Here is a 19,619-nt window from a genome sequence, read left to right as displayed (position 1 = left end):
CTATTTCATATTTTGAAGTTCAGTCTTTGCTTTTTTAAGAAGACTGTCCATATTTTCTTTAGAATCAGCAGGTACTTTACGAACATCGAAAGTAACACCCATTTCTTTTAATTTTTCTAAAGTTTCAACATCATCCTGATCCATAGCAATGGCTTTATTAACAACCACTTTACCAACAGAGTGAGCCATAGAACCAATATTTAATTCTTTAATATCAACGCCACCTTCAATAGCTCTTAAAGCATCTTGAGGAGTTTCAAATAACAATAAAGCTTTAGTAGCACCAAAACGAGGATCTTTAGCGACTTCGATCATCTTTTTGATTGGTACAACGTTTGCTTTAACACCTGGTGGTGCAGCTTGTTCAATCATTTGTTTACGTAATGCATCTTGAGATACTGCATCAGATACAACAATGATACGTGTTGGTTGAGTTGATTTTGTCCAAGTAGTAGCTACTTGACCATGTAATAAACGTGTATCAACACGAGCTAAGACATATTTAATATGTCCATCTCCAAGAACAGTTCCTTCAGGAATAGCCCCAGCAGGTGCTGGTTTTTCAGCTTTTACTGCTTCTTCCTTTTTAGGTTCTAATTCTTCTGGACGAATGTTAACTCCGTCTCTAGCAACTTCACAGATATGAGTTGCGATTTCATGTGCGCTGTCAGTAGACATACGCATTGCATATGCTTCAATAAGCATTGGTAAATTTAACCCAGTAACGATAGCCCAATGATCTTCATGACCGTTAAGTAATAAGTTAGCTTGATTAAATGGAGTTCCACTCCATAAATCAACTAAGAAAAGAACTTCGTCTTGATTTTCAAAAGTGGAAATAGCTTCTTCCATTTTTGCTCTTAAATCATCAGGACCTTCACTTGGTTGTAAAGTCACAGCTTTTACATCTTTTTGTTCACCGAAAATCATAGAACCAGATTGTAAAATTCCATTAGCGAATTCACCATGACTTGCAAGAATAATTCCTACCATATTTTTCCTCCCTCTCTCTAATTAACATTGAATAACAAAAAAAGTAGGCCAACTATTTAAAAGAAGATACAATAAAGCTATTGCTCTTTTTTAAAATAGTTAATGCCTACTTAAAGTTACACACTATTGAATATTCAATTTAATTACAGTGATATACTAACATCAAAAAATGTAAGCGTCAATCATTTTTTTTACGTTTTTATGTTCTTTCATTATTTTTTGATATAAAAAATAATGAAAAAGATAATATATAATATAAAACAATCACAATTTATCAATAAATAAAAAAGGGGTGATCCCCTAATTTTGAAATGCACTTGATAAAATTCTTTCCAAATGTAAAGCAAGATAGCCAATTTCTGATTCTGGTAATTCTTTATGAAGTACCTTTGATAAATTATCACACATCCTTATTGCTTGTTCATAAGCAAAAGGAAATTTATTTTTGGTAAATTCACTAATATCCATTTGCAATTGTTCATTAGTATTTAAACGAATGATTAGGAATTTAATATGATTCATTAAACGGGCATAAGAAATTGATTCAACATCAATTTTCATATTTAAATCAGTTTGTAATTTAATAATACTTTCATGAACAACACGTGCTGCTTCCATAGATTCCCCTACTTTATTAGAAGAAATTGCTGAGTGAATATGTAGAGTAATAAAACCTACTTCATCATTATTGATTTCTTTATTGATAAAGCTTTTTATGATTTCTTTTGATTTTAAAGCAACTTCATATTCATCGGGGAATAAAAGTCTAATATCATAAGTAAAGGGATTTGTAGGCATGATGTTTTCATCCATACGTTTAATCGCAAAATAAATATGATCAGCCAGTGGAATTAAAATATCATGATTGACTTGTTCAAATTTATTTGTTGCTTCTTTAATGATTTCAGCTGCGATTTCAAGATAAACAGGATTGATATAGTCAATGACTTTCTTTTGTTTATCTTTAGCTTGATAGTTCTTTTGCATCATGTATTTCTTGGCGTGAGGTGGAATTTCAAAATGTTCATTTACTTTTTTACCAAAACCAATTCCTTTTGCCATAACTATTATTTCATTATCATCTTCTTTAGCTAGAATGGTATTATTATTTAATACTTTTAAGACTTGATACATTTTGTTCACCTCTTTATTTTTAAAATCGTTTCTCCACTTTTTTTATGACCATAGTTCTTTTCTAAAGGTCCTTGACCTTTAGTGATAATCATTAAAAGACAATCATCGATGGCATTTTCTTTAATATAATTCAAATCTGCATTCCATAACAGATCTCCCTTTTTAACCTTCTGATTTATTTTAACAAGAAGTTCAAACCCTTGTCCATTTAATTTTACAGTATTAATACCAAAATGAATCAATATTTCCATACCATTTTCTAATTCAATCCCTAAAGCATGTTTTGTAGGATAAATCATAGAAATCGTTCCATCACAAGGAGCAACAACCAAACCATGTATTGGACGAATCATGAGACCATCTCCTAACAACTTATGAGCAAAGATATCATCGCAGCAATCTTCAATAGGTAAAACCTCACCATCAACAATATTTCCTATTTCTACATCCGTTGTATGATAATCAATTGTTTTTTCTTCATCATAAGAAGCAGGAACGTTATTTAAATAATCATTAATCTTTGTTTTTAAAGAAGAAGCTTTTGGACCAAAGATGATTTGAATAGCATTGCCCTGTAATAAAACAGCAGCTGCCCCTGCTTGTTTTAAAGAGCCTTCGCTTACAAGACTTGGATCTTGTAAAGAAGCACGTAATCGTGTAATACAACAATCAAGGTCACTAAAGTTATATCTTCCTCCTAGCCCTTTAATAATCATTTGTACTTGGGGATCAAGTAATGATTGGTCAAAAGAGTAATCCATTTTCTTTTTATTAAAAATCGTTAATTTATTATCATCTTCTCTTCCTGGTGTTTTTAAATCAAATTTCTTAATTAAAAAACGGAATGAAAAATAATATAAGAAGAAATACATAACTCCACCAACAATAATAAAAACCCAATGAGTTTTACTATTACCTTGTAATACACCAAAAACAAGAAAATCTATTAAACCACAAGAAAAAGTAAACCCAATCGTCACCTTTAAAACATGAGCTAAAACAAAAGCCGTACCCGCTAAAAAAACATCAACGACAAATAACATAGGAGCCACAAAAATAAAAGCAAATTCAATGGGTTCTGTAATTCCTGTAAGCATACTCGTAAGGGCTGCTGATAAAAAAAGACTTCTTATAACTTTTTTTGATTCAGCTTTAGCACTGCGATACATCGCTAAAGCTGCTCCTGGTAAACCAAACATCATAATCATATATTCACCAGAGAAATACTTAGTTGCTTCAACACTAAAGTGCTTTAAATTTGGATCAGCAAGTTGAGCAAAGAAAATATTTTGGGCACCATCAATTAAAACCCCATTGACTTCCAAAGTACCACCAATAGCAGTTTGATAAAAAGGCATATAGAAAACATGATGTAAGCCAAAAGGGACAAGGGCTCTTTTAACAATTCCATAAACAAAAGTTCCCCCATAGCCACTACTAGCAATCCATTGTCCAAATTTAAAAATCCCGTCTTGGAAAGTAGGCCAAATATAAAACATCAAAAATCCTACCAAAATATAAACAATGGTAGAAATAATAGGAATAAATCTTTCTCCTTCAAAGAAAGATAAAAAATCAGGTAATTGAATTTGATAAAAGCGATTATGTAAACAACTCACACCTAAACCAACAATAATTCCTCCAAATACCCCCATTTGTAAGGATACTTGCCCACATACATTTGTAAGGGTTCCTTCAACAACTTTTTTAACAATCTCATTTCCTTTAATAACTTCATCAAAAATAAGCAAACTATGAATCGTTGAATGCATCACAAAAAAAGCAATAATAGAAGATAACACTGCTACTTCTTTTGATTTCTTTGCCATTCCTAAAGCAACAGAGGCTGCAAAAATCAAAGGCAGATTATCAAAAATTGTTTGCCCTACAGACATTAATAAAATCAATATATGATTTAAAGTTGTTCCTGTACCTAAAATACCTTCTAAACCAAGAGAAGCAATTGTTGCTTCGTTGGTAAGAGAACTCCCAATACCTAAAAACATTCCCGCAATCGGTAGTACAGCAATAGGTAGCATAAAACTACGCCCTATTCTTTGTAAAACCCCAAAAATTTTCTTTTTCATTTTCTTCCCTTTCATTTATAAAAAAGTATAGAATTTTATACTTTAAAAACACAATTTTTCGCATTTAGTGTATCATAAAATAATCTATATGTACATTTGTATAGATGAGTTAGATTATAGATATCTTTAATGGGTAAGGTATTGTATAATATTTATATATAACTAAATTCAAGGGAGGAAAAGCATATGGAAGAGAAAAGCTGGTTGAGTAAAGATGAAGTCTATTTTTTAGTATTTTTTTCTAATTTCTTTATTGGATCAATCATATTGTCTAATAGGTATCACTTTGATTCAATACGTTCATTTTTTATATTTGCTGGAGAGGATCCCTTTCCATTTACTTTATTTTTCATAGTGTTCTTTTGTTGTCTTTATTATCTTTTTAAAATTTTGATAAAAAAATACCCACTAAGAAATTTTATTAAGAGTAATGATGTTTAATGTCAAAAAGGAGAAATATTATGGAAGAAATTAAACAACTTGTTTATAACTATGCTAAAGCAATACACACACAAAATGAAAAAGATTTTAAAGCATTATGGTCATCTAAAGAAAATACTTTGATTTCACTTACGAATCAATTTAATGAAATTGATGCTATTTATAATGATTTTTTAATAGGTGGTATTCAAAGACTTTATGAATCAATTGATTTAATTATAGAAGGAATAGAAATACATCAAATAGATGATAATAAAGCATTGCTTGATAACACAAGAGCACAAACAAGTAAAATTGTTCCTACAACATTAATAACAGCATAGATTGCAGTTGGTTTAGCTCCATAAAATGTTTCAACAAGTGTTTTACTTCCAAATTTACTCATAATTAAATAAGTTATTGCAAGCATAAAAACTAAAACACTGATACTAATAATGACAATTTGTAGAGCAGTTAATGATTGACTTGATGAAGTCATTTCTTGATTCATTTGGTCAGGTTGATTGTTGTTTTGTTGATTTTGTCCTGGGGAATCTTGTTGATTATTAGGTGCTTGTCCAGTAGAATTTTCATTTGTTTGATCATTTAAATCTTGGTTTTGTGAATTTGATTAATCATTGCTACTTTTGTTATTTTGAGATGAATCTTGTTGATTAGACTCATTATTTTGACTATTTTCTCCTTGATTAGGCATTGAAGGAGGTGTTCCTTCTGCTTGTTGCATCATAGATGAAGTATTATGGTTTTTAGCATAATACAAAGTTCCTGAAATCGAACCTAAGGAAACGATAATACAAATTACACTGATTATAACGGATAATTTCTTTTTCATGTCTATCTCCTCTTGACACCTATATAGTACCCATTCTTTAACATATAAGAGTGTGAGTAGTGTGTAAAAATATGGTAAACTCATATACAATTTTGAGATATGAAAAAGATGGAGTTAAGCGCTTACATGTGTTACTATATATCTAGGAGGATTTTTTATGGGAAAATTGGATAATAAAGTGGCAATTATTACAGGAGGGAATGCCGGCGTTGGTAAAGAAATTGCGAAACTGTTTGCGAGTGAAGGAGCAAAAGTTGTTATTTCAGCAAGACGTCAACAAGTCTTGGAAGAAGCAGCAAAAGAAATTGAAGCAGCAGGAGGAACTGTTTTATGTGTTCCTACTGATATTTCTAAAGTGGATGATGTTAAAAACTTAGTAAGTAAAACAGTTGAAACTTTTGGTCAATTAGATATTTTAATTAATAATGCAGGTGTGTTAGATAAAGGATTAAATGCAATTGATCAAATTGATTATGATGATTTAAATAGAGTTATTGATATTAATCAAAAAGGAACAATGTATTGTATGTCAGAAGCTTTAAAAGTGATGAAAAGTGGAGCTTCTATCGTTAATATCTCAAGTGTTGCTGGTCAATATGGAGCAGGTGGTGCTGTTTATGTATCTACTAAAGCAGCAATTATTGGGGTAACAAAACATGCTGCTATGCGTTTTGCTAAAGAAAAAATTAGATGTAATGTTATCTGTCCAGGAAGTATTACAACAGATATGGCAGCAGGATTAACACCTGATACCATGGATATGAAAATGATGGGCGCTATGTCAGCTCATAGTGATTTAACACTTCAACCTTGTAGTCCTTTAGATGTTGCAAAAGTAGCACTTTTCCTTGCAAGTGATGATGCAGCGCCACTTACAGGACAAGTTGTTGTGAGTGATTATGGTGTAGATTTATAATATAAAAAATAAAGAGATTTCATTTATTATTGAAGCAGTCAATATTAGAAATCTCTTTTTCATTTTCAAAAAAATTTAATCATTATCTAATTTAACGGATACATACACAAATAAAAGATATGTTTATTATTATAAAGATAACCATAATTTAAAGAAAAGATATAAACACTGCCTTGATCTATAAAACCTAAACGGCAACATTGATTATTTTCAATGATTTCTTTTATTTAAATCTGTAATTTCTCGTTCTGTTCGTCGCATAACTATGCTCCAAAATGATGTTTTTTAAATTGTTTGTAATAAACAATAAATAAGAATGATGTCGTAAACCAAGTAATTGGATAAGATATAACAACTCCCTTTAATGTTGGATAGTGTGGTGAAATGAAAGTAACCCAAGCTACACGTAAAACACAAATTCCAAGACAGACTAAAAGCATTGGTTTTAATGATTCCCCACACCCTCTCATTGTCCCTGAAAAGATTTCTACACAACAGTATGAAAAATAGAAAGGCATTAAAAAGAGTATTAAACTTTGACATTGATTAACGATGGCTGGATCAGATGAAAAGAGTTTTGTAATATAACTTCCCCCAAAACATAAGATCACACTTAAAGAAACTGCTATTGTTAAGGCAATCGTTAAAGCGGTTCTTGCTCCTTTTTGGATACGATCATAAAGATGAGCACCATAGTTTTGTCCTACAAAAGTTGTAATGGCAGCTCCAATAGCAGCCATGACCATCCAAAATAAAGCATCGATTTTCACATAGACTGACCATGAAGCAATCGTTTGTGTTCCAAAAGAATTAATGTGTGTTTGTAAGACGATATTAGCGATACTATACATTGTTGATTGAATTCCAGCAGGAGCACCAATTTTAACAATTTTCTTTAATACAGGTAAATGAAATTTAATTTTTGATAATGTAAGTTGATAAACATCTTTAGAAAATATCAATTGAAGTGTGACTAAAATAGCACATACTGTTTGGGCAATAAATGTTGCAATCGCTGCCCCAGCAATACCTTTATGTAAAATAACAACAAAAACAAAGTCAAAAACAACATTAACAATACTACAAATAATTAAATAATAAAGAGGTCTTTTACTATCTCCTACAGCTCTTAAAATTCCTGAACCAATATTATAAATAGCTCCAGGAATCATCCCTAAAAAGTAAAGTTTCATATAAAGACTGGCATCATTTAAAATATCATGAGGAACACCTATCGCATCTAAACATTGATAAGAAAAGAATAAACCAAAAAGCATCATGATAATTCCACTAACAATAGCAAGCATATATGAAGTATGAACCGCTTGATGAATCTTACCTTTATTATGAGCTCCATAATATTGAGCAATAACAACAGAAGCTCCAGTTGATAAACCAACATAGAAGTTAACAACTAAGTTTGTCAAATTCCCTGTTGAACCAACAGCAGCAAGAGCATTTGTCCCACAAGCTTGACCAACAATAATGGTATCAACGGTATTATATAGTTGTTGAAAAAAGCTCCCAATTAATATTGGAAAAAAGAAAAAAAGTAATTGTTTCCAAATAACTCCTTTCGTAAAATCTTGTGTTTTATTCATAGATTACCCTCCCTATAATAAAAAACACCCAAAGGTGCATTGTTTGAAATAATGGTATCACATAATTTTTGACAAAACAACCAAAGAAGAAACATCAAAAAGTTAAATCAAGTTCATATTTCTTCTTTATGATAATACACGAAAGGAGGAACAGGAACTTACTTAAACGAAACTTAATTATAAACTTCCCTTTTTAAAAAAATAATAGTAGATAATAGTAAAAAGCAGATCTTTTCCCTTCCCTTTGATCTGTTTTTTTGTTGTTTCTATAAAATGAAAATGATAAGGTAGATAGAGAGAGGTGCAAAATCTATGTTATTTAAAGATAAATTAAAAGAACCTGTTATTTATAAAGGGAGTAATAAGGCAATAAATGAACTAAATCAAATACAAGAATATTTAAAAACACATACAAGTAAAGAATTAGAAAAGAAAGCAAGATTTATTCAGTATGGTATTGAAGGAGAAGAGAATGTTCTATTTGAATTAAAGAATAGTCATTTTCCAATGTATGTTTTACATGATATTTATATGGTAGATCATGATTTGAGTGCGCAAATTGATTATATAATTATTACGCCATCGATGGTTTATTTTATAGAATGTAAAAATCTTATAGGGACAATCACGATAGATTCTATGGGAAATTTTACAAGAGAGTATAATTATAATGGGAAAATAATTAAAGAAGGTATTTATTCACCCATAACACAAAATCAAAGACATTTAGAGTTATATAAAATGTTACGTGAAAAGGATAAAGGATCAGTAATGAAATTTCTTTATAATAAGACCTTTTCAAGTGGTTTTAAATCACTTGTTGTCCTTGCTAATCCAAAGTCTATCTTAAAAAGTCGTTATGCTCCTAAAGAAATAAAAGAAAAAGTTATTAAAGCAGACCAACTGATAGATTATATAAAGAAGCATGAACAAAGTGCTTTTAGAAATCAAAAAGATATGATTGCTATGGCTGATGGACTTTTATCTTATCATCAAAAACAAGAAATACCACCAATTCAAGAAGAAAATACATTTGAAAGTATAGCAATTAATAATGATGATCATTTAATTGAATCATTAAAAAAATATCGTATGAATAAAGCGCAAGAAAAGAATTTACCACCTTATTATATATTTAATGATATTACTTTAAATGAAATCGTTGCTTATAAACCAACAACAATAGAAGAACTCCTTTCGATAAAAGGATTTGGACCAAAGAAATGTGATTGGTATGGAGAAGATATTTTAGACATAATAAGAAGTTTGTAAAAAACTTCTTATTAATCACATGATTTTCGACAAAACAACCAAAAAAGAAACATGAAAAAGTAAAATAAAGTTCATATTTCTTCTTTATGATAATAGACGAAAGGAGGAACAAGAACTTACTTAAACAAAACTTAATCATAAATTTCCCTTTTTAAAAAAAGATAATAATAGATTAAAAAACAGATTCTCCCCCTCCCTTTTGAATCTGTTTTTTGTGCAGAATATATAAACAACATTCATTGATTATGATACAATAATTAAAAGAACATTTTGAATATGAAAGTAAATTAAAATGAAAGAATTTTTGTATGTATAAAATATTAAAAAGATACAAAAATTGCAAATTCTAATGACTATAATAGGAAATGTTAATAAGAGAAAATGATGAAGTTAGAGTTTTAAACATGATATTATTTTCAAGATGGGAGAAAAAATTATGAGTAAAAAAACAGTTCAAAAAAGTAAAAAAAGAACAACAAGAACGAATAAAAAAAGAACATCAGGTGTAAAGGCCAATACGGTTGTTGAACCAACACCAATCACAAGTGAAAAGAAAACTGATGTTAAACCAGTAGAAGTGCCTAAAAAAACTACTACTGTTGAACCAAAAGAAACAAGTGAAAAAGTTGTTGCTGCTGAATCAGCACCAGCTGTAAAAACAGCGCCTGCTAAGAAAGCAACTACTAAAAAGACAACAACTGCTAAATCAACAACAGCTACAAGTAAAAAGGCAGCTACTGCAAAATCAGAAACAACAACTGAAAAAGTCGCTGCCAAAACAACAACGACTAAAAAAACAGCTTCTACTAAGAAAGCAACTACTAAAAAGACAACAACTGCTAAATCAACAACAGCTACAAGTAAAAAAACAACTACTGCTAAACCAAAATCTGTAAAAAGTGAAACACCTGTTGAGGCTAAACCAACAGAAGTTATTCAAGAAGTTCCTGTTGAAAAACCTCAATCAATTGATTTAGGACCACGTAGAAGTGTTGCTTTTATTGGTTCAGAATGTTATCCATTTGTAAAAACGGGTGGATTAGGGGATGTTATGTCAGCTCTTCCAAAGAGTTTAGCTAAATTAAATATGGATGTTAAAGTTATTATTCCTAGATATAAATGTATTCCTCAAAAGTTCCAAGAAAAGATGGAATATAAAGGATCATTTTATATGGATCTATGTGCAGATGGAAAACAATATTATGTAGGTATTATGGAATATCAAGAAGATGGTGTTGTTTATGATTTTATCGATAATGATGAATTCTTCTCATGGGGTAATCCATATACTAATCTTATCGATGATATTCCTAAGTTCTGTTATTTTAGTAAAGCAGCTCTTGCGGCACTTAATTATTTAAATTGGACACCAGATATTGTACATTGTCATGATTGGCAAGCAGCTTTAGTTCCTCTTTATTTAAGAACAACCTTTAAAGATACAAACGTTGGACGTGCAGGTGCTATTCTTACAATTCATAACTTAAGATTCCAAGGTGTCTATGATCGAAAAACAATTCAATATTGGTCTGATCTTCCTGATTATGTCTTCAATAAAGATTGTATGACACAAAATTGGTTAGATGCGAATATGTTAAAAGGTGGTATTACTTATAGTAATGTAGTTACAACCGTAAGTAATACGTATGCTGGAGAAATTCAAACAGAAGAATATGGTGAAGGTCTTGAAGAACATTTAAGATATCATAGTAGTAAGATTTTAGGAATTGTTAATGGTATTGATACGGATATTTGGAACCCAGCAACAGATAAACTTTTAGCTGCTCAATATGATAGTCAATCTGTTATCAAGAATAAAAAAGCAAATAAAAAAGCACTTCAAGAATCATTAGGATTAGAAGTTGATGATCATAAAATTGTCATTGGACTTATTTCACGTCTTACAAATCAAAAAGGTCTTGATCTTGTCAATGATGTTATTCCAAGTATTATGGATGAACATACACAAGTTGTTGTTTTAGGTACAGGAGATGCGATGTATGAAGATGCTTTCCGTTATTATGAAAATAAATATAAAGGAAACTTCTGTGCATATATTGCTTACAATGAAAATGTCGCTCACAATATTTATGCAGGATGTGATGCTTTACTAGTACCATCAAGATTTGAACCATGTGGACTTACACAACTTATTAGTATGAGATATGGTTCTATCCCAATTGTAAGAGAAACGGGTGGACTTAAAGATACTGTTCAACCTTATAATCTATTTGATAATACAGGTAATGGTTTTACATTTGATCGTTATGAAAGTGGACTTCTTTATGATGCAATCAATCGTGCTAAAACACTTTATTTTGAAAATAGAAAATATTGGGATGAAATGGTTGTTCGTGATATGAATAAAGATGTTTCTTGGCAACAAAGCGCAAAACAATACAAAGATATGTATGTAGAATTAACACCAAAATATTAAAGCAATTTAAAAATGCAATGTTATTTAACGTTGCATTTTTTTATCCCATAATTTTTGACAAAACAAACAAGAAAGAAACATGAAAAAGTTAAATAAAATTCATAAAACTTATCTATGATAATACACGAAAGGAGGAACAAGAACTTACTTAAACTCAAAACTTAATTATCAATTTCCCTTTTTAAAAAATAATAATAGATAATAGTAAAAAGCAGATCTTTTCTCTTCCCTTGGATCTGTTTTTTTGTTGTAACAATAAAAATTGCATTGTAACAATCTAATTGTTACAATGCAAAAACTGATGTTACAATACTAAAATACCAATAAAATCAAATGATACACAACAAAAGAGGCAAGCCAAGCAATAAGGCATTGTCCAAAGACAACAATCAATGCCCATTTACCATTAAGTTCTCTTTTGATTGCAGCAATAGCAGCAATACAAGGTGTATAAAGTAAACAAAAAATAAGTAAAGATAAAGCAGCTGGTGTTGTAAGTGACATCAACAATGATTGGGTTGAACCATAAAGAATAGATAATGTCGAAACAACACTTTCCTTTGCCATAAATCCTGAAATAAGGGCTGTTGAAATGCGCCAGTCACCAAATCCTAATGGATTAAAGATTGGAGCAATATAACCAGCAAGAATAGCTAGAATGCTATCTTTTGATTCAGTAACAATATTAAATCTTAAATCAAAAGTTTGTAAGAACCAAATAACAATGGTTGCAACAAAGATAACTGTAAAAGCTCTTTGTAAGAAATCTTTGGCTTTTTCCCATAATAATTGACAGACGTTTTTAGCGCCAGGCATACGATAGTTTGGAAGTTCCATGACAAAAGGAACAGGTTCACCTTTAAAAAGGGATCCTTTTAAAATCAAAGCAAAAATAATACCCGTCAAAATACCAAAAACATATAAGAAAATCATGACTAATGCGCCCTTACCTGGGAAAAAGACGGAGGTAAAGAAAGCATAGATTGGAAGTTTTGCTGAACATGACATAAATGGTGTTAGAATGATTGTCATTTGTCGATCTCTTCTTGAAGAAAGTGTACGACTTGCCATAACGCCAGGTACTGTACAACCAAAGCCAATCAACATAGGGACAATACTTCGTCCAGAAAGTCCTATTTTTCTAAGCAGTTTATCCATGATAAATGCCACACGTGCCATATATCCACTATCTTCTAGAATTGATAAAAAGAAGAATAAAGTAACGATAATTGGTAAGAAACTTAAAACAGTTCCTACCCCATTAAAAATCCCATCTATAATCAAAGAATGCAAAGCAACATTAATTTGAGCATTTGTGAGTAAAGTGTCAACATAATTTGTGACAACAGTCACCCCACTTTCTAAAACTCCTTGTAAAAAAGCTCCAATAACATTAAATGTTAGAAAGAAAACAATTCCCATGATTCCAATAAAAGCAGGAATTCCTGTATATTTTCCTGTTAAGAATTGATCAATTTTTTGACTTCTTAATCTTTCTTTACTTTCATGTGGTTTTTTTACAGTTTGTTTACAAATATCTGTAATATAATGAAATCTATTACTTGCTATAGCAGCAGAACAATCAAGATTACTTTCTTCTTCTAATTGAATACGAATGTGTTCTAAAGTTTCTTTTTCATTTTGACTTAGATCAAGTTGTTCTAATAAAAGTTCATCTTTTTCAACAAGTTTACTTGCTGCAAAACGTAATGGAATCTTTGCGTTTGAGGCATGATCTTCAATTAAATGTTCAATCGCATTTAAACAACGATCAATCGCTTTGTTTTGTTGATTGTCTATATGTTGATAGAATTGAGGTCTTTCTTGATAATAAGCAACATGTAAAACATGGCTGACGAGTTCATCAATACCTTCCCCTTTAGCAGCTGAAATAGGAATAACTGGAACACCGAGATATTCTTCTAAATCATTGATTAATACAGTTCCTCCATTACCTAACATTTCATCCATCATATTTAAAGCGACAACCATTGGCATATTAAGTTCTAAAAGTTGCATTGTAAGATAAAGATTTCTTTCAATGTTTGTAGCATCTACAATATTAATAATAGCTTTAGGTCTTTCTCTTAATAAGAAGTTTCTTGTGACGATTTCTTCACTACTATAAGGTGACATAGAATAAATACCTGGTAAATCAGTAATCAGAGTATTTTGATACCCTTTAATTCTTCCATCTTTACGATCAACAGTAACTCCAGGAAAGTTACCAACATGTTGATTTGAACCTGTAAGTTGATTGAATAGTGTGGTTTTACCACAGTTTTGATTTCCTACTAAAGCAAATGTGAGTAAATCACTTTCATGATAGATTTGATGATCATTCATTTTATGATAACTTGATTCACCATAGCCAGGGTGATCTTTATATTGAAAAATGAATGAATCATTTTTATTTTCTGTTTTTTTAGTTATTTCTTTAATTTCAATTTTATGAGCATCTTCTTTCCTTAAAGTAAGCTCATAATCATGTATTTTAATTTCCATAGGATCACCCATCGGTGCATACTTTACCATGGTAACCTCTGTACCTTGAATTAATCCCATATCTAAAAAGTGTTGTCTTAAAGCTCCTTCTCCGCCAACAGAGAGAATAACAGCACTTTTTCCAATAGCCAATTCCTCTAATTTCATAATTTTCCTTCTTTCCTTTATAAGGATAACTTTTTAATAAAAGAGTTGCAATGATGAAACACTTTTTTTAACATAATTATTCCATTTTATTGTTAAAGTATATCGGTATATTAAAGTCGGAGGTAGAAATGTATGATAAAAAATGCACTATTAAGTTTAAAGAAAAATATAGGAAAAACGATTTTATTATTTGTAATTATTGTTGTAATTACAAATCTCGTTATTGCTGGTTTATCTATTCAATCAGCAACAAAAAAATCAATGGATCAAATTCGTAGTAGTTTAGGAAACGATGTAACTCTTTCTGTTGATTTTAGAAATATGATGAAAAACAGAAAACCTAGTGAAGCCGTAAGTAATGAGACATCATTAACAACAACCATGGCAGATAGTTTAAAAGATTTAAAGTATGTAAAAAATTATAATTATCAAATATCTACATCAGCTAACAGTAATTCTATTTCAGCGGTAGAAACTGCATCAGATAATAGTAATAATCAACCAGAACAAGCTTCAAATCAAGTTGATTTTACAATCAGTGCCAACACCACAATGAAGTATTTAGATTCTTTTACCAATAACAATTATAAACTTACAAAAGGGCGTTTACTTACAACAAAAGATCAAAATACAAATAATTGTGTTATTGAAACCAATCTTGCAAGTGATAATGATTTAAGTGTTGGTGATACTTTTACTATTACAACAACGATTAATGATGAAACAATTATTCAAGAACTTATAATTGTAGGTATTTATGAAATTCAATCAACAAATGAAATTGGTAGTGCTCATTTCAATAATCCAGTAAACACAATTTATACTGATTTATCAATTGGACAAACACTTACTGGAAGTAGTGAAAATATTACATCAGCAATTTATTATTTAGATGATCCAGAAAACGCAGAAGCTTTTGTAGAACTTGCGAAAAAGAAAAGTGATATTGATTTTGATACGTTCTCATTAGATGCCAATAATCGTCTTTATCAACAAAATGCTTCTTCTCTTGAAAGTATGCAATCATTTGCAAAGATGTTTGTATGGATCGTAGTGATTGCTGGTAGTGCAATTCTTTGTTTAATCTTAGCTCTAACAATTAGAAATAGATATTATGAAATTGGTGTTCTTTTATCACTTGGACAAAGTAAAGTTAAAATTATTGCTCAACAACTTATTGAAGTAGGGTTAATTGCAGTAGTTGCTTTTGTGATTTCTTTAGGTACAGGACAATTAACATCTCATTATATGGGAAATATGTTAGAAAGTAGTTCTTCTTCAAATGTCATGCAAATGGGTCAAAAAGGAGATCAACCAAATGACAATCAAAATCAATCAGATAGTAATCAACAAAAAAACAATACACAAACAAAAGAAAATTTCCTAGGAAATATGATTCAAGGACCATCAAATCAGGAATTAGATGTTTCGATTACAGGTGAAAATGTCATTCAACTTGCCGGTGTGACTGCAGCTATTTGTATTGTTTCTATTGCTGTACCTGCAGCCTATGTATTAAGACTTACACCTAGACAAATCTTATCTAGAAAGGAAGGTTAAGATGGAAAAGTTATTAGAATTAGAAAATGTAAGCTATAGTTATCAAGATGGCAAAGAAAAAAATCAAATTTTAGATCATGCTTCTTATTTGTTTGAAAAAGGTAAAATCTATGCAGTTGTTGGTGCGAGTGGAAGCGGGAAAACAACAACTCTTTCTCTTGCATCTGGTTTAGATAAACCTGATGATGGAAAAGTTTTGTTCAAAGGAAAAGATATTCAAGAAATAGGTTTGAATAAATATCGTCGAGAAGATATTTCAATTGTCTTTCAATCTTATAATCTTATTTATTATATGAATGCTTTAGAAAATGTTATGTCTGCTTTAGAAATTGCGGGAATCAAAAGAAAAGATAAAAAAGAATATTGTTTATCTATTCTTGAACAACTTGGACTTTCCAAAGATGAATGTAAAAGAGATATTCGACAATTATCAGGAGGACAACAACAAAGAGTTGCAATTGCACGTGCTATTGCAAGAGAAGTCGATTTGATTCTTTGTGATGAACCCACGGGTAACCTTGATGAAAAGAATTCACTAGATATCATGAATACTTTCTTAGATTTAGCACATATTCATCATAAATGTGTTATTTTGGTAACCCATTCACCTACTCTAGCAAAGATGTGTGATGTGTCTTTAAGAATTAAAGAAGGAAAAATAGAAGTAAAACGTTAGGGTTTTGCTTCCGAATTGATTAAAAAATTTTAATTAATAAAAACACCTAAGAGAATAGTATCTTAGGTGTTTTTATTAATTTCCTTGAGGCGATAAATTGCGCAAATGTAAATATACAGTATTTTTTGAAATGTTTAATTCGTCTGCAATTTTTGGAACAGAATCTTTTATTTGGAAAATACCCCTATCATATAATTGAGAAATTATAGCCTTGTTTTTATTAGAATATGAAATTGAAGAATCTTCGTATACTTCGTTCTTTACATATTCCAAAGTAGATAAAATCATTTCATCTACGTTACTTGCAAAAGTTTCAGTAACAGATTTGATTTGTACTTCTTCTTGTTTTTTAGGAACATAAGATTGAATAAAATCGTTTAAACTAATATTCATATAATAGTTCATACATAATAATCCAATAATTCTATTATTTTCACCACGAATTGCAATAGTAGTACTTTTTAATGGTTCACCTTTAGCGTTTGTAGAAAAGTAAGTTTCACTTGATTCACCGCTATCTTTTAAACGACTAAGCATTTCTAATGCTTTGTCTGTAATAGGAGCCCCTATCTTACGGCCAGTATGTTCACCGTTTACTATATTTATGACCGAGTGTTCATAACTATCTAAGCTATGCAATACAATTTCATAACCATATCCTAAATATTTTTCTAAGCCTTCTAGTAGTGTACTGTAACTTTTTAAAATTTGTTGATCGATTAATGTAAGTTGAATTTCTTTGAATTTCATAGTTACCTCCAATACCTATTATAACATAAATTAAATAAATTTAAAATAAATAATGAAAAATATTTCATTTAATAAATATATTTAATATAATCAAGTTAAAAATAAGCGCTATCATTTTATAAAATAGTAAAAAATAGTTTATAAAATTAAAGAAAGTTTATTGACTAAAATAAAATAACATACTACAATGTAATTGTGAAAAATATTTCATTAGAGAGAGGAGCTAAGAAAATGAATAGTGAAATTAAAACAAAAGAAGCCCCAGCAGCAATTGGGCCATATTCTCAAGGAATTATAGCTGGTGAATTTGCATTTGTTTCTGGACAAATTCCAGTTAATCCTAAAACAGGATGTGTAGAATCTGATAATATTGAAGGACAGGCTAAACAGTCTTTAGAAAATGTTAAAGCTGTTTTAGAAGAAGCTGGTTTTAAATTAAGCGATGTTGTTAAGACAACATGCTTTATTGCAGATATGAATGATTTTGCGACTTTCAATAAAGTATATAGTGAATATTTTAATGGAATGTGTCCAGCAAGATCTTGTGTGGCTGTTAAAGAACTTCCAAAACAAGTGCTTTGTGAGGTAGAAGTAATTGCTCATAAATAATAAAGAAAGAAAATAGGTGAAGAAATATGAAAATATTATTGATGTGCGGTGCCGGTGCTTCGAGTGGGTTCATGGCTCAAGCTATGCGTAAAGCCGCAAAAGAACAAGGATTAGATGATATTGATGTTATTGCAAGAAGCGAAGCTGAGATGACAAATAATCTAAAAGGAACAGACATTATTATGTTTGGACCACACTTAGCTTATAAGAAAGATGCTTTAGCAAAAGATTTAGAACAATATAATATTCCATTTGCTTTTATTGATAAAGATGCATATGGAGCTATTGATGGTGCAGCAACTTTAAAACAAGCAATGGATATTTTAAAAGGTGCTAAACCACAAGAAGTAGAAAAAGAACCAGTAAAAGAAGTAGAAAAAAAAGAAGTTAAAGCTGACAAAAATGTTGAAAATCAAAAAGGTTTTATGGGTTGGATTACAAATTCATTAGCACCTAAGTTAGATAAATTAACACAAAATGTTTATATTATGGCAATTCAACAATCAATCATGAGCATTTTACCAATGATTATGATTGGATCGGTATCTTCAATTGTTGGTGTATTTAGAAATTTTGAAGCATTGAGCTGGATTCCAGACATTTCACAATTGAATACTTTCTCATTTGGATTAATTGCTATTTTCTTAACAATATTAGTTCCAATGAAAGTATTAGAAAAAAAGGGAAATGAAAAATTAAAAATTTCCGCTATGTTATCAAGTTTAGCATTATTCTTTATTATCACTATACCAAATATTGCAGATGGTAATATTTCATTTGTAATGGATAAAATTGGTACTGGAGGTATGTTGACGGCTGTTGTTACTGCAGTATTTACTGCTTGGATTTTCAATGTAGCATCAAATCATTCAATGTTTAAAAAAGATACAGTTATGCCTGATATGGTTGTGGATTGGATGGATGCACTTGTTCCAGTTACAATTACATTGGTTATTGGTTTAGTTATCATGAATACTGGATTTGATTTACCATTATTTATTCGTGGATTATTCTCTCCAATTTCAGCATTTGGTCAAACTTGGTTAGGATTAATTGCGATTACATTCTTTACATGTTTCTTATATTCATTTGGATTTACTTGGATTTTATTCCCAATTGCATGGGCAATTTGGATGGAAGGTATGGATGCTAATATGGCAGCTGTAGCTGCGGGACATGTTGCACAAAATATTAACTTAATGGAAACAGTTATGGGATTAACTTATATCGGTGGTCAAGGATGTACATTAGCATTAGTTATTATGTGTATGCGTTCTAAAGTAAAACGTTTAAAAGCTATTGGAAATGTATGTGTTTTACCAGCAATTTTCAATATTAATGAACCAATTGTTTTCGGTGCACCAGTAGTTTGGAACCCAATTTTAATGATTCCATTATGTTTAAACTCAATTGTCATTCCTAGCATCATGTATTTAGTTATGAGAATTGGATTAGTGCCTGTTCCTAGCGCACCAATGCAAATGTGGTATTTACCAAATATCATTCAAGGTTATTTAACAACAGGAAGTCTTGCTGGAGTTGTTTTAGTAATCGTATTGTTTATCGTTTCATGGTTTATTTGGTTACCATTCTTTAAAGTTTACGAAAAACAACAATATTTAGAAGAAAACAGTAAAAAATAAAATTAGAGTAGAAATG

16 protein-coding genes are annotated in these 19,619 nt (G+C 30.2%); 8 read left to right on the top strand and 8 right to left on the bottom strand.

The window, feature by feature from the left end; genetic code table 11:
- The 3 genes from Fi14EGH31_RS14995 to Fi14EGH31_RS14985 form a co-directional block, all read right to left on the bottom strand.
- On the bottom strand, positions 1-993 hold the full coding sequence (locus Fi14EGH31_RS14995; protein WP_200764996.1) for a PTS sugar transporter subunit IIB: 993 nt from the start codon (positions 991-993) through the stop codon (positions 1-3).
- A gap of 300 nt (positions 994-1,293) precedes the next feature.
- Entirely contained in the window at positions 1,294-2,127 is an 834-nt protein-coding gene (locus tag Fi14EGH31_RS14990) for a PRD domain-containing protein (protein ID WP_117347759.1), read from the bottom strand.
- 5 nt (positions 2,128-2,132) lie between these two features.
- Complete coding sequence (locus Fi14EGH31_RS14985; protein ID WP_200764995.1) at positions 2,133-4,214, bottom strand: PTS transporter subunit IIABC; 2,082 nt, start codon at positions 4,212-4,214, stop codon at positions 2,133-2,135.
- Between the two features lie 461 nt (positions 4,215-4,675).
- Between Fi14EGH31_RS14985 and Fi14EGH31_RS14980 the strand changes: the two genes are divergently transcribed.
- On the top strand, positions 4,676-4,978 hold the full coding sequence (locus tag Fi14EGH31_RS14980) for a hypothetical protein (RefSeq protein ID WP_022002081.1): 303 nt from the start codon (positions 4,676-4,678) through the stop codon (positions 4,976-4,978).
- On the opposite strand, the gene Fi14EGH31_RS14975 is transcribed toward Fi14EGH31_RS14980, so the two are convergent.
- Positions 4,894-5,145 (bottom strand): hypothetical protein, encoded by a 252-nt coding sequence (locus Fi14EGH31_RS14975; protein ID WP_022002082.1) that lies wholly within the window; start codon positions 5,143-5,145, stop codon positions 4,894-4,896. The two genes, Fi14EGH31_RS14980 and Fi14EGH31_RS14975, sit on opposite strands and share 85 nt — an antisense overlap.
- Positions 5,146-5,265: 120 nt before the next feature.
- Complete coding sequence (locus tag Fi14EGH31_RS14970) at positions 5,266-5,487, bottom strand: hypothetical protein (protein ID WP_022002083.1); 222 nt, start codon at positions 5,485-5,487, stop codon at positions 5,266-5,268.
- 157 nt (positions 5,488-5,644) lie between these two features.
- Between Fi14EGH31_RS14970 and Fi14EGH31_RS14965 the strand changes: the two genes are divergently transcribed.
- Positions 5,645-6,403 carry an SDR family NAD(P)-dependent oxidoreductase gene (locus tag Fi14EGH31_RS14965; RefSeq protein WP_022002084.1) on the top strand — a complete coding sequence of 253 codons (759 nt, stop codon included), beginning with the start codon at positions 5,645-5,647 and terminating at the stop codon, positions 6,401-6,403.
- Between the two features lie 263 nt (positions 6,404-6,666).
- On the opposite strand, the gene Fi14EGH31_RS14960 is transcribed toward Fi14EGH31_RS14965, so the two are convergent.
- Positions 6,667-8,004, bottom strand: a complete 1,338-nt coding sequence (locus tag Fi14EGH31_RS14960; RefSeq protein WP_117831969.1) for an MATE family efflux transporter — start codon at positions 8,002-8,004, stop codon at positions 6,667-6,669.
- 312 nt (positions 8,005-8,316) lie between these two features.
- Here Fi14EGH31_RS14960 and Fi14EGH31_RS14955 point away from each other — a divergent pair, with 312 nt between their 5' ends.
- Together Fi14EGH31_RS14955 and Fi14EGH31_RS14950 are read left to right on the top strand one after the other, a co-directional pair.
- Positions 8,317-9,276 (top strand): HRDC domain-containing protein, encoded by a 960-nt coding sequence (locus tag Fi14EGH31_RS14955; RefSeq protein WP_107029208.1) that lies wholly within the window; start codon positions 8,317-8,319, stop codon positions 9,274-9,276.
- A gap of 436 nt (positions 9,277-9,712) precedes the next feature.
- Positions 9,713-11,713: a glycogen synthase gene (locus Fi14EGH31_RS14950; RefSeq protein WP_200764994.1), complete on the top strand. Its 2,001-nt coding sequence runs from the start codon at positions 9,713-9,715 to the stop codon at positions 11,711-11,713.
- Between the two features lie 312 nt (positions 11,714-12,025).
- Here the strand turns inward: Fi14EGH31_RS14950 and feoB are convergent, their stop codons facing one another.
- On the bottom strand, positions 12,026-14,365 hold the full coding sequence (gene feoB / locus Fi14EGH31_RS14945) for a ferrous iron transport protein B (protein ID WP_022002613.1): 2,340 nt from the start codon (positions 14,363-14,365) through the stop codon (positions 12,026-12,028).
- Positions 14,366-14,497: 132 nt separating this feature from the next.
- Between feoB and Fi14EGH31_RS14940 the strand changes: the two genes are divergently transcribed.
- Both Fi14EGH31_RS14940 and Fi14EGH31_RS14935 read left to right on the top strand, forming a co-directional pair.
- Positions 14,498-15,925, top strand: a complete 1,428-nt coding sequence (locus Fi14EGH31_RS14940; protein ID WP_118721741.1) for an ABC transporter permease — start codon at positions 14,498-14,500, stop codon at positions 15,923-15,925.
- Between the two features lies 1 nt (position 15,926).
- A complete protein-coding gene (locus Fi14EGH31_RS14935; protein WP_118721740.1) occupies positions 15,927-16,601 on the top strand; it encodes an ABC transporter ATP-binding protein in 675 nt (224 codons plus the stop codon).
- Between the two features lie 75 nt (positions 16,602-16,676).
- Here Fi14EGH31_RS14935 and Fi14EGH31_RS14930 read toward each other — a convergent pair whose 3' ends face one another.
- Complete coding sequence (locus tag Fi14EGH31_RS14930) at positions 16,677-17,351, bottom strand: helix-turn-helix transcriptional regulator (RefSeq protein ID WP_032091063.1); 675 nt, start codon at positions 17,349-17,351, stop codon at positions 16,677-16,679.
- Between the two features lie 231 nt (positions 17,352-17,582).
- On the opposite strand from Fi14EGH31_RS14930, the gene Fi14EGH31_RS14925 reads away from it, so the two are divergent.
- Together Fi14EGH31_RS14925 and Fi14EGH31_RS14920 are read left to right on the top strand one after the other, a co-directional pair.
- Entirely contained in the window at positions 17,583-17,960 is a 378-nt protein-coding gene (locus Fi14EGH31_RS14925; protein WP_032091062.1) for a RidA family protein, read from the top strand.
- 26 nt (positions 17,961-17,986) lie between these two features.
- The gene (locus Fi14EGH31_RS14920; protein ID WP_200764993.1) at positions 17,987-19,603 is read left to right on the top strand and encodes a PTS transporter subunit EIIC; all 1,617 of its coding nucleotides are present in this window, start codon (positions 17,987-17,989) and stop codon (positions 19,601-19,603) included.
- Positions 19,604-19,619 lie beyond the last annotated feature (16 nt).

It is taken from the genome of Faecalibacillus intestinalis (genome assembly GCF_015097455.1).
Classification (GTDB): domain Bacteria; phylum Bacillota_I; class Bacilli_A; order Erysipelotrichales; family Coprobacillaceae; genus Faecalibacillus; species Faecalibacillus intestinalis.
Note: the sequence above shows the minus strand (reverse complement) of the source record. Positions and strands in the feature narration are given on the sequence as shown.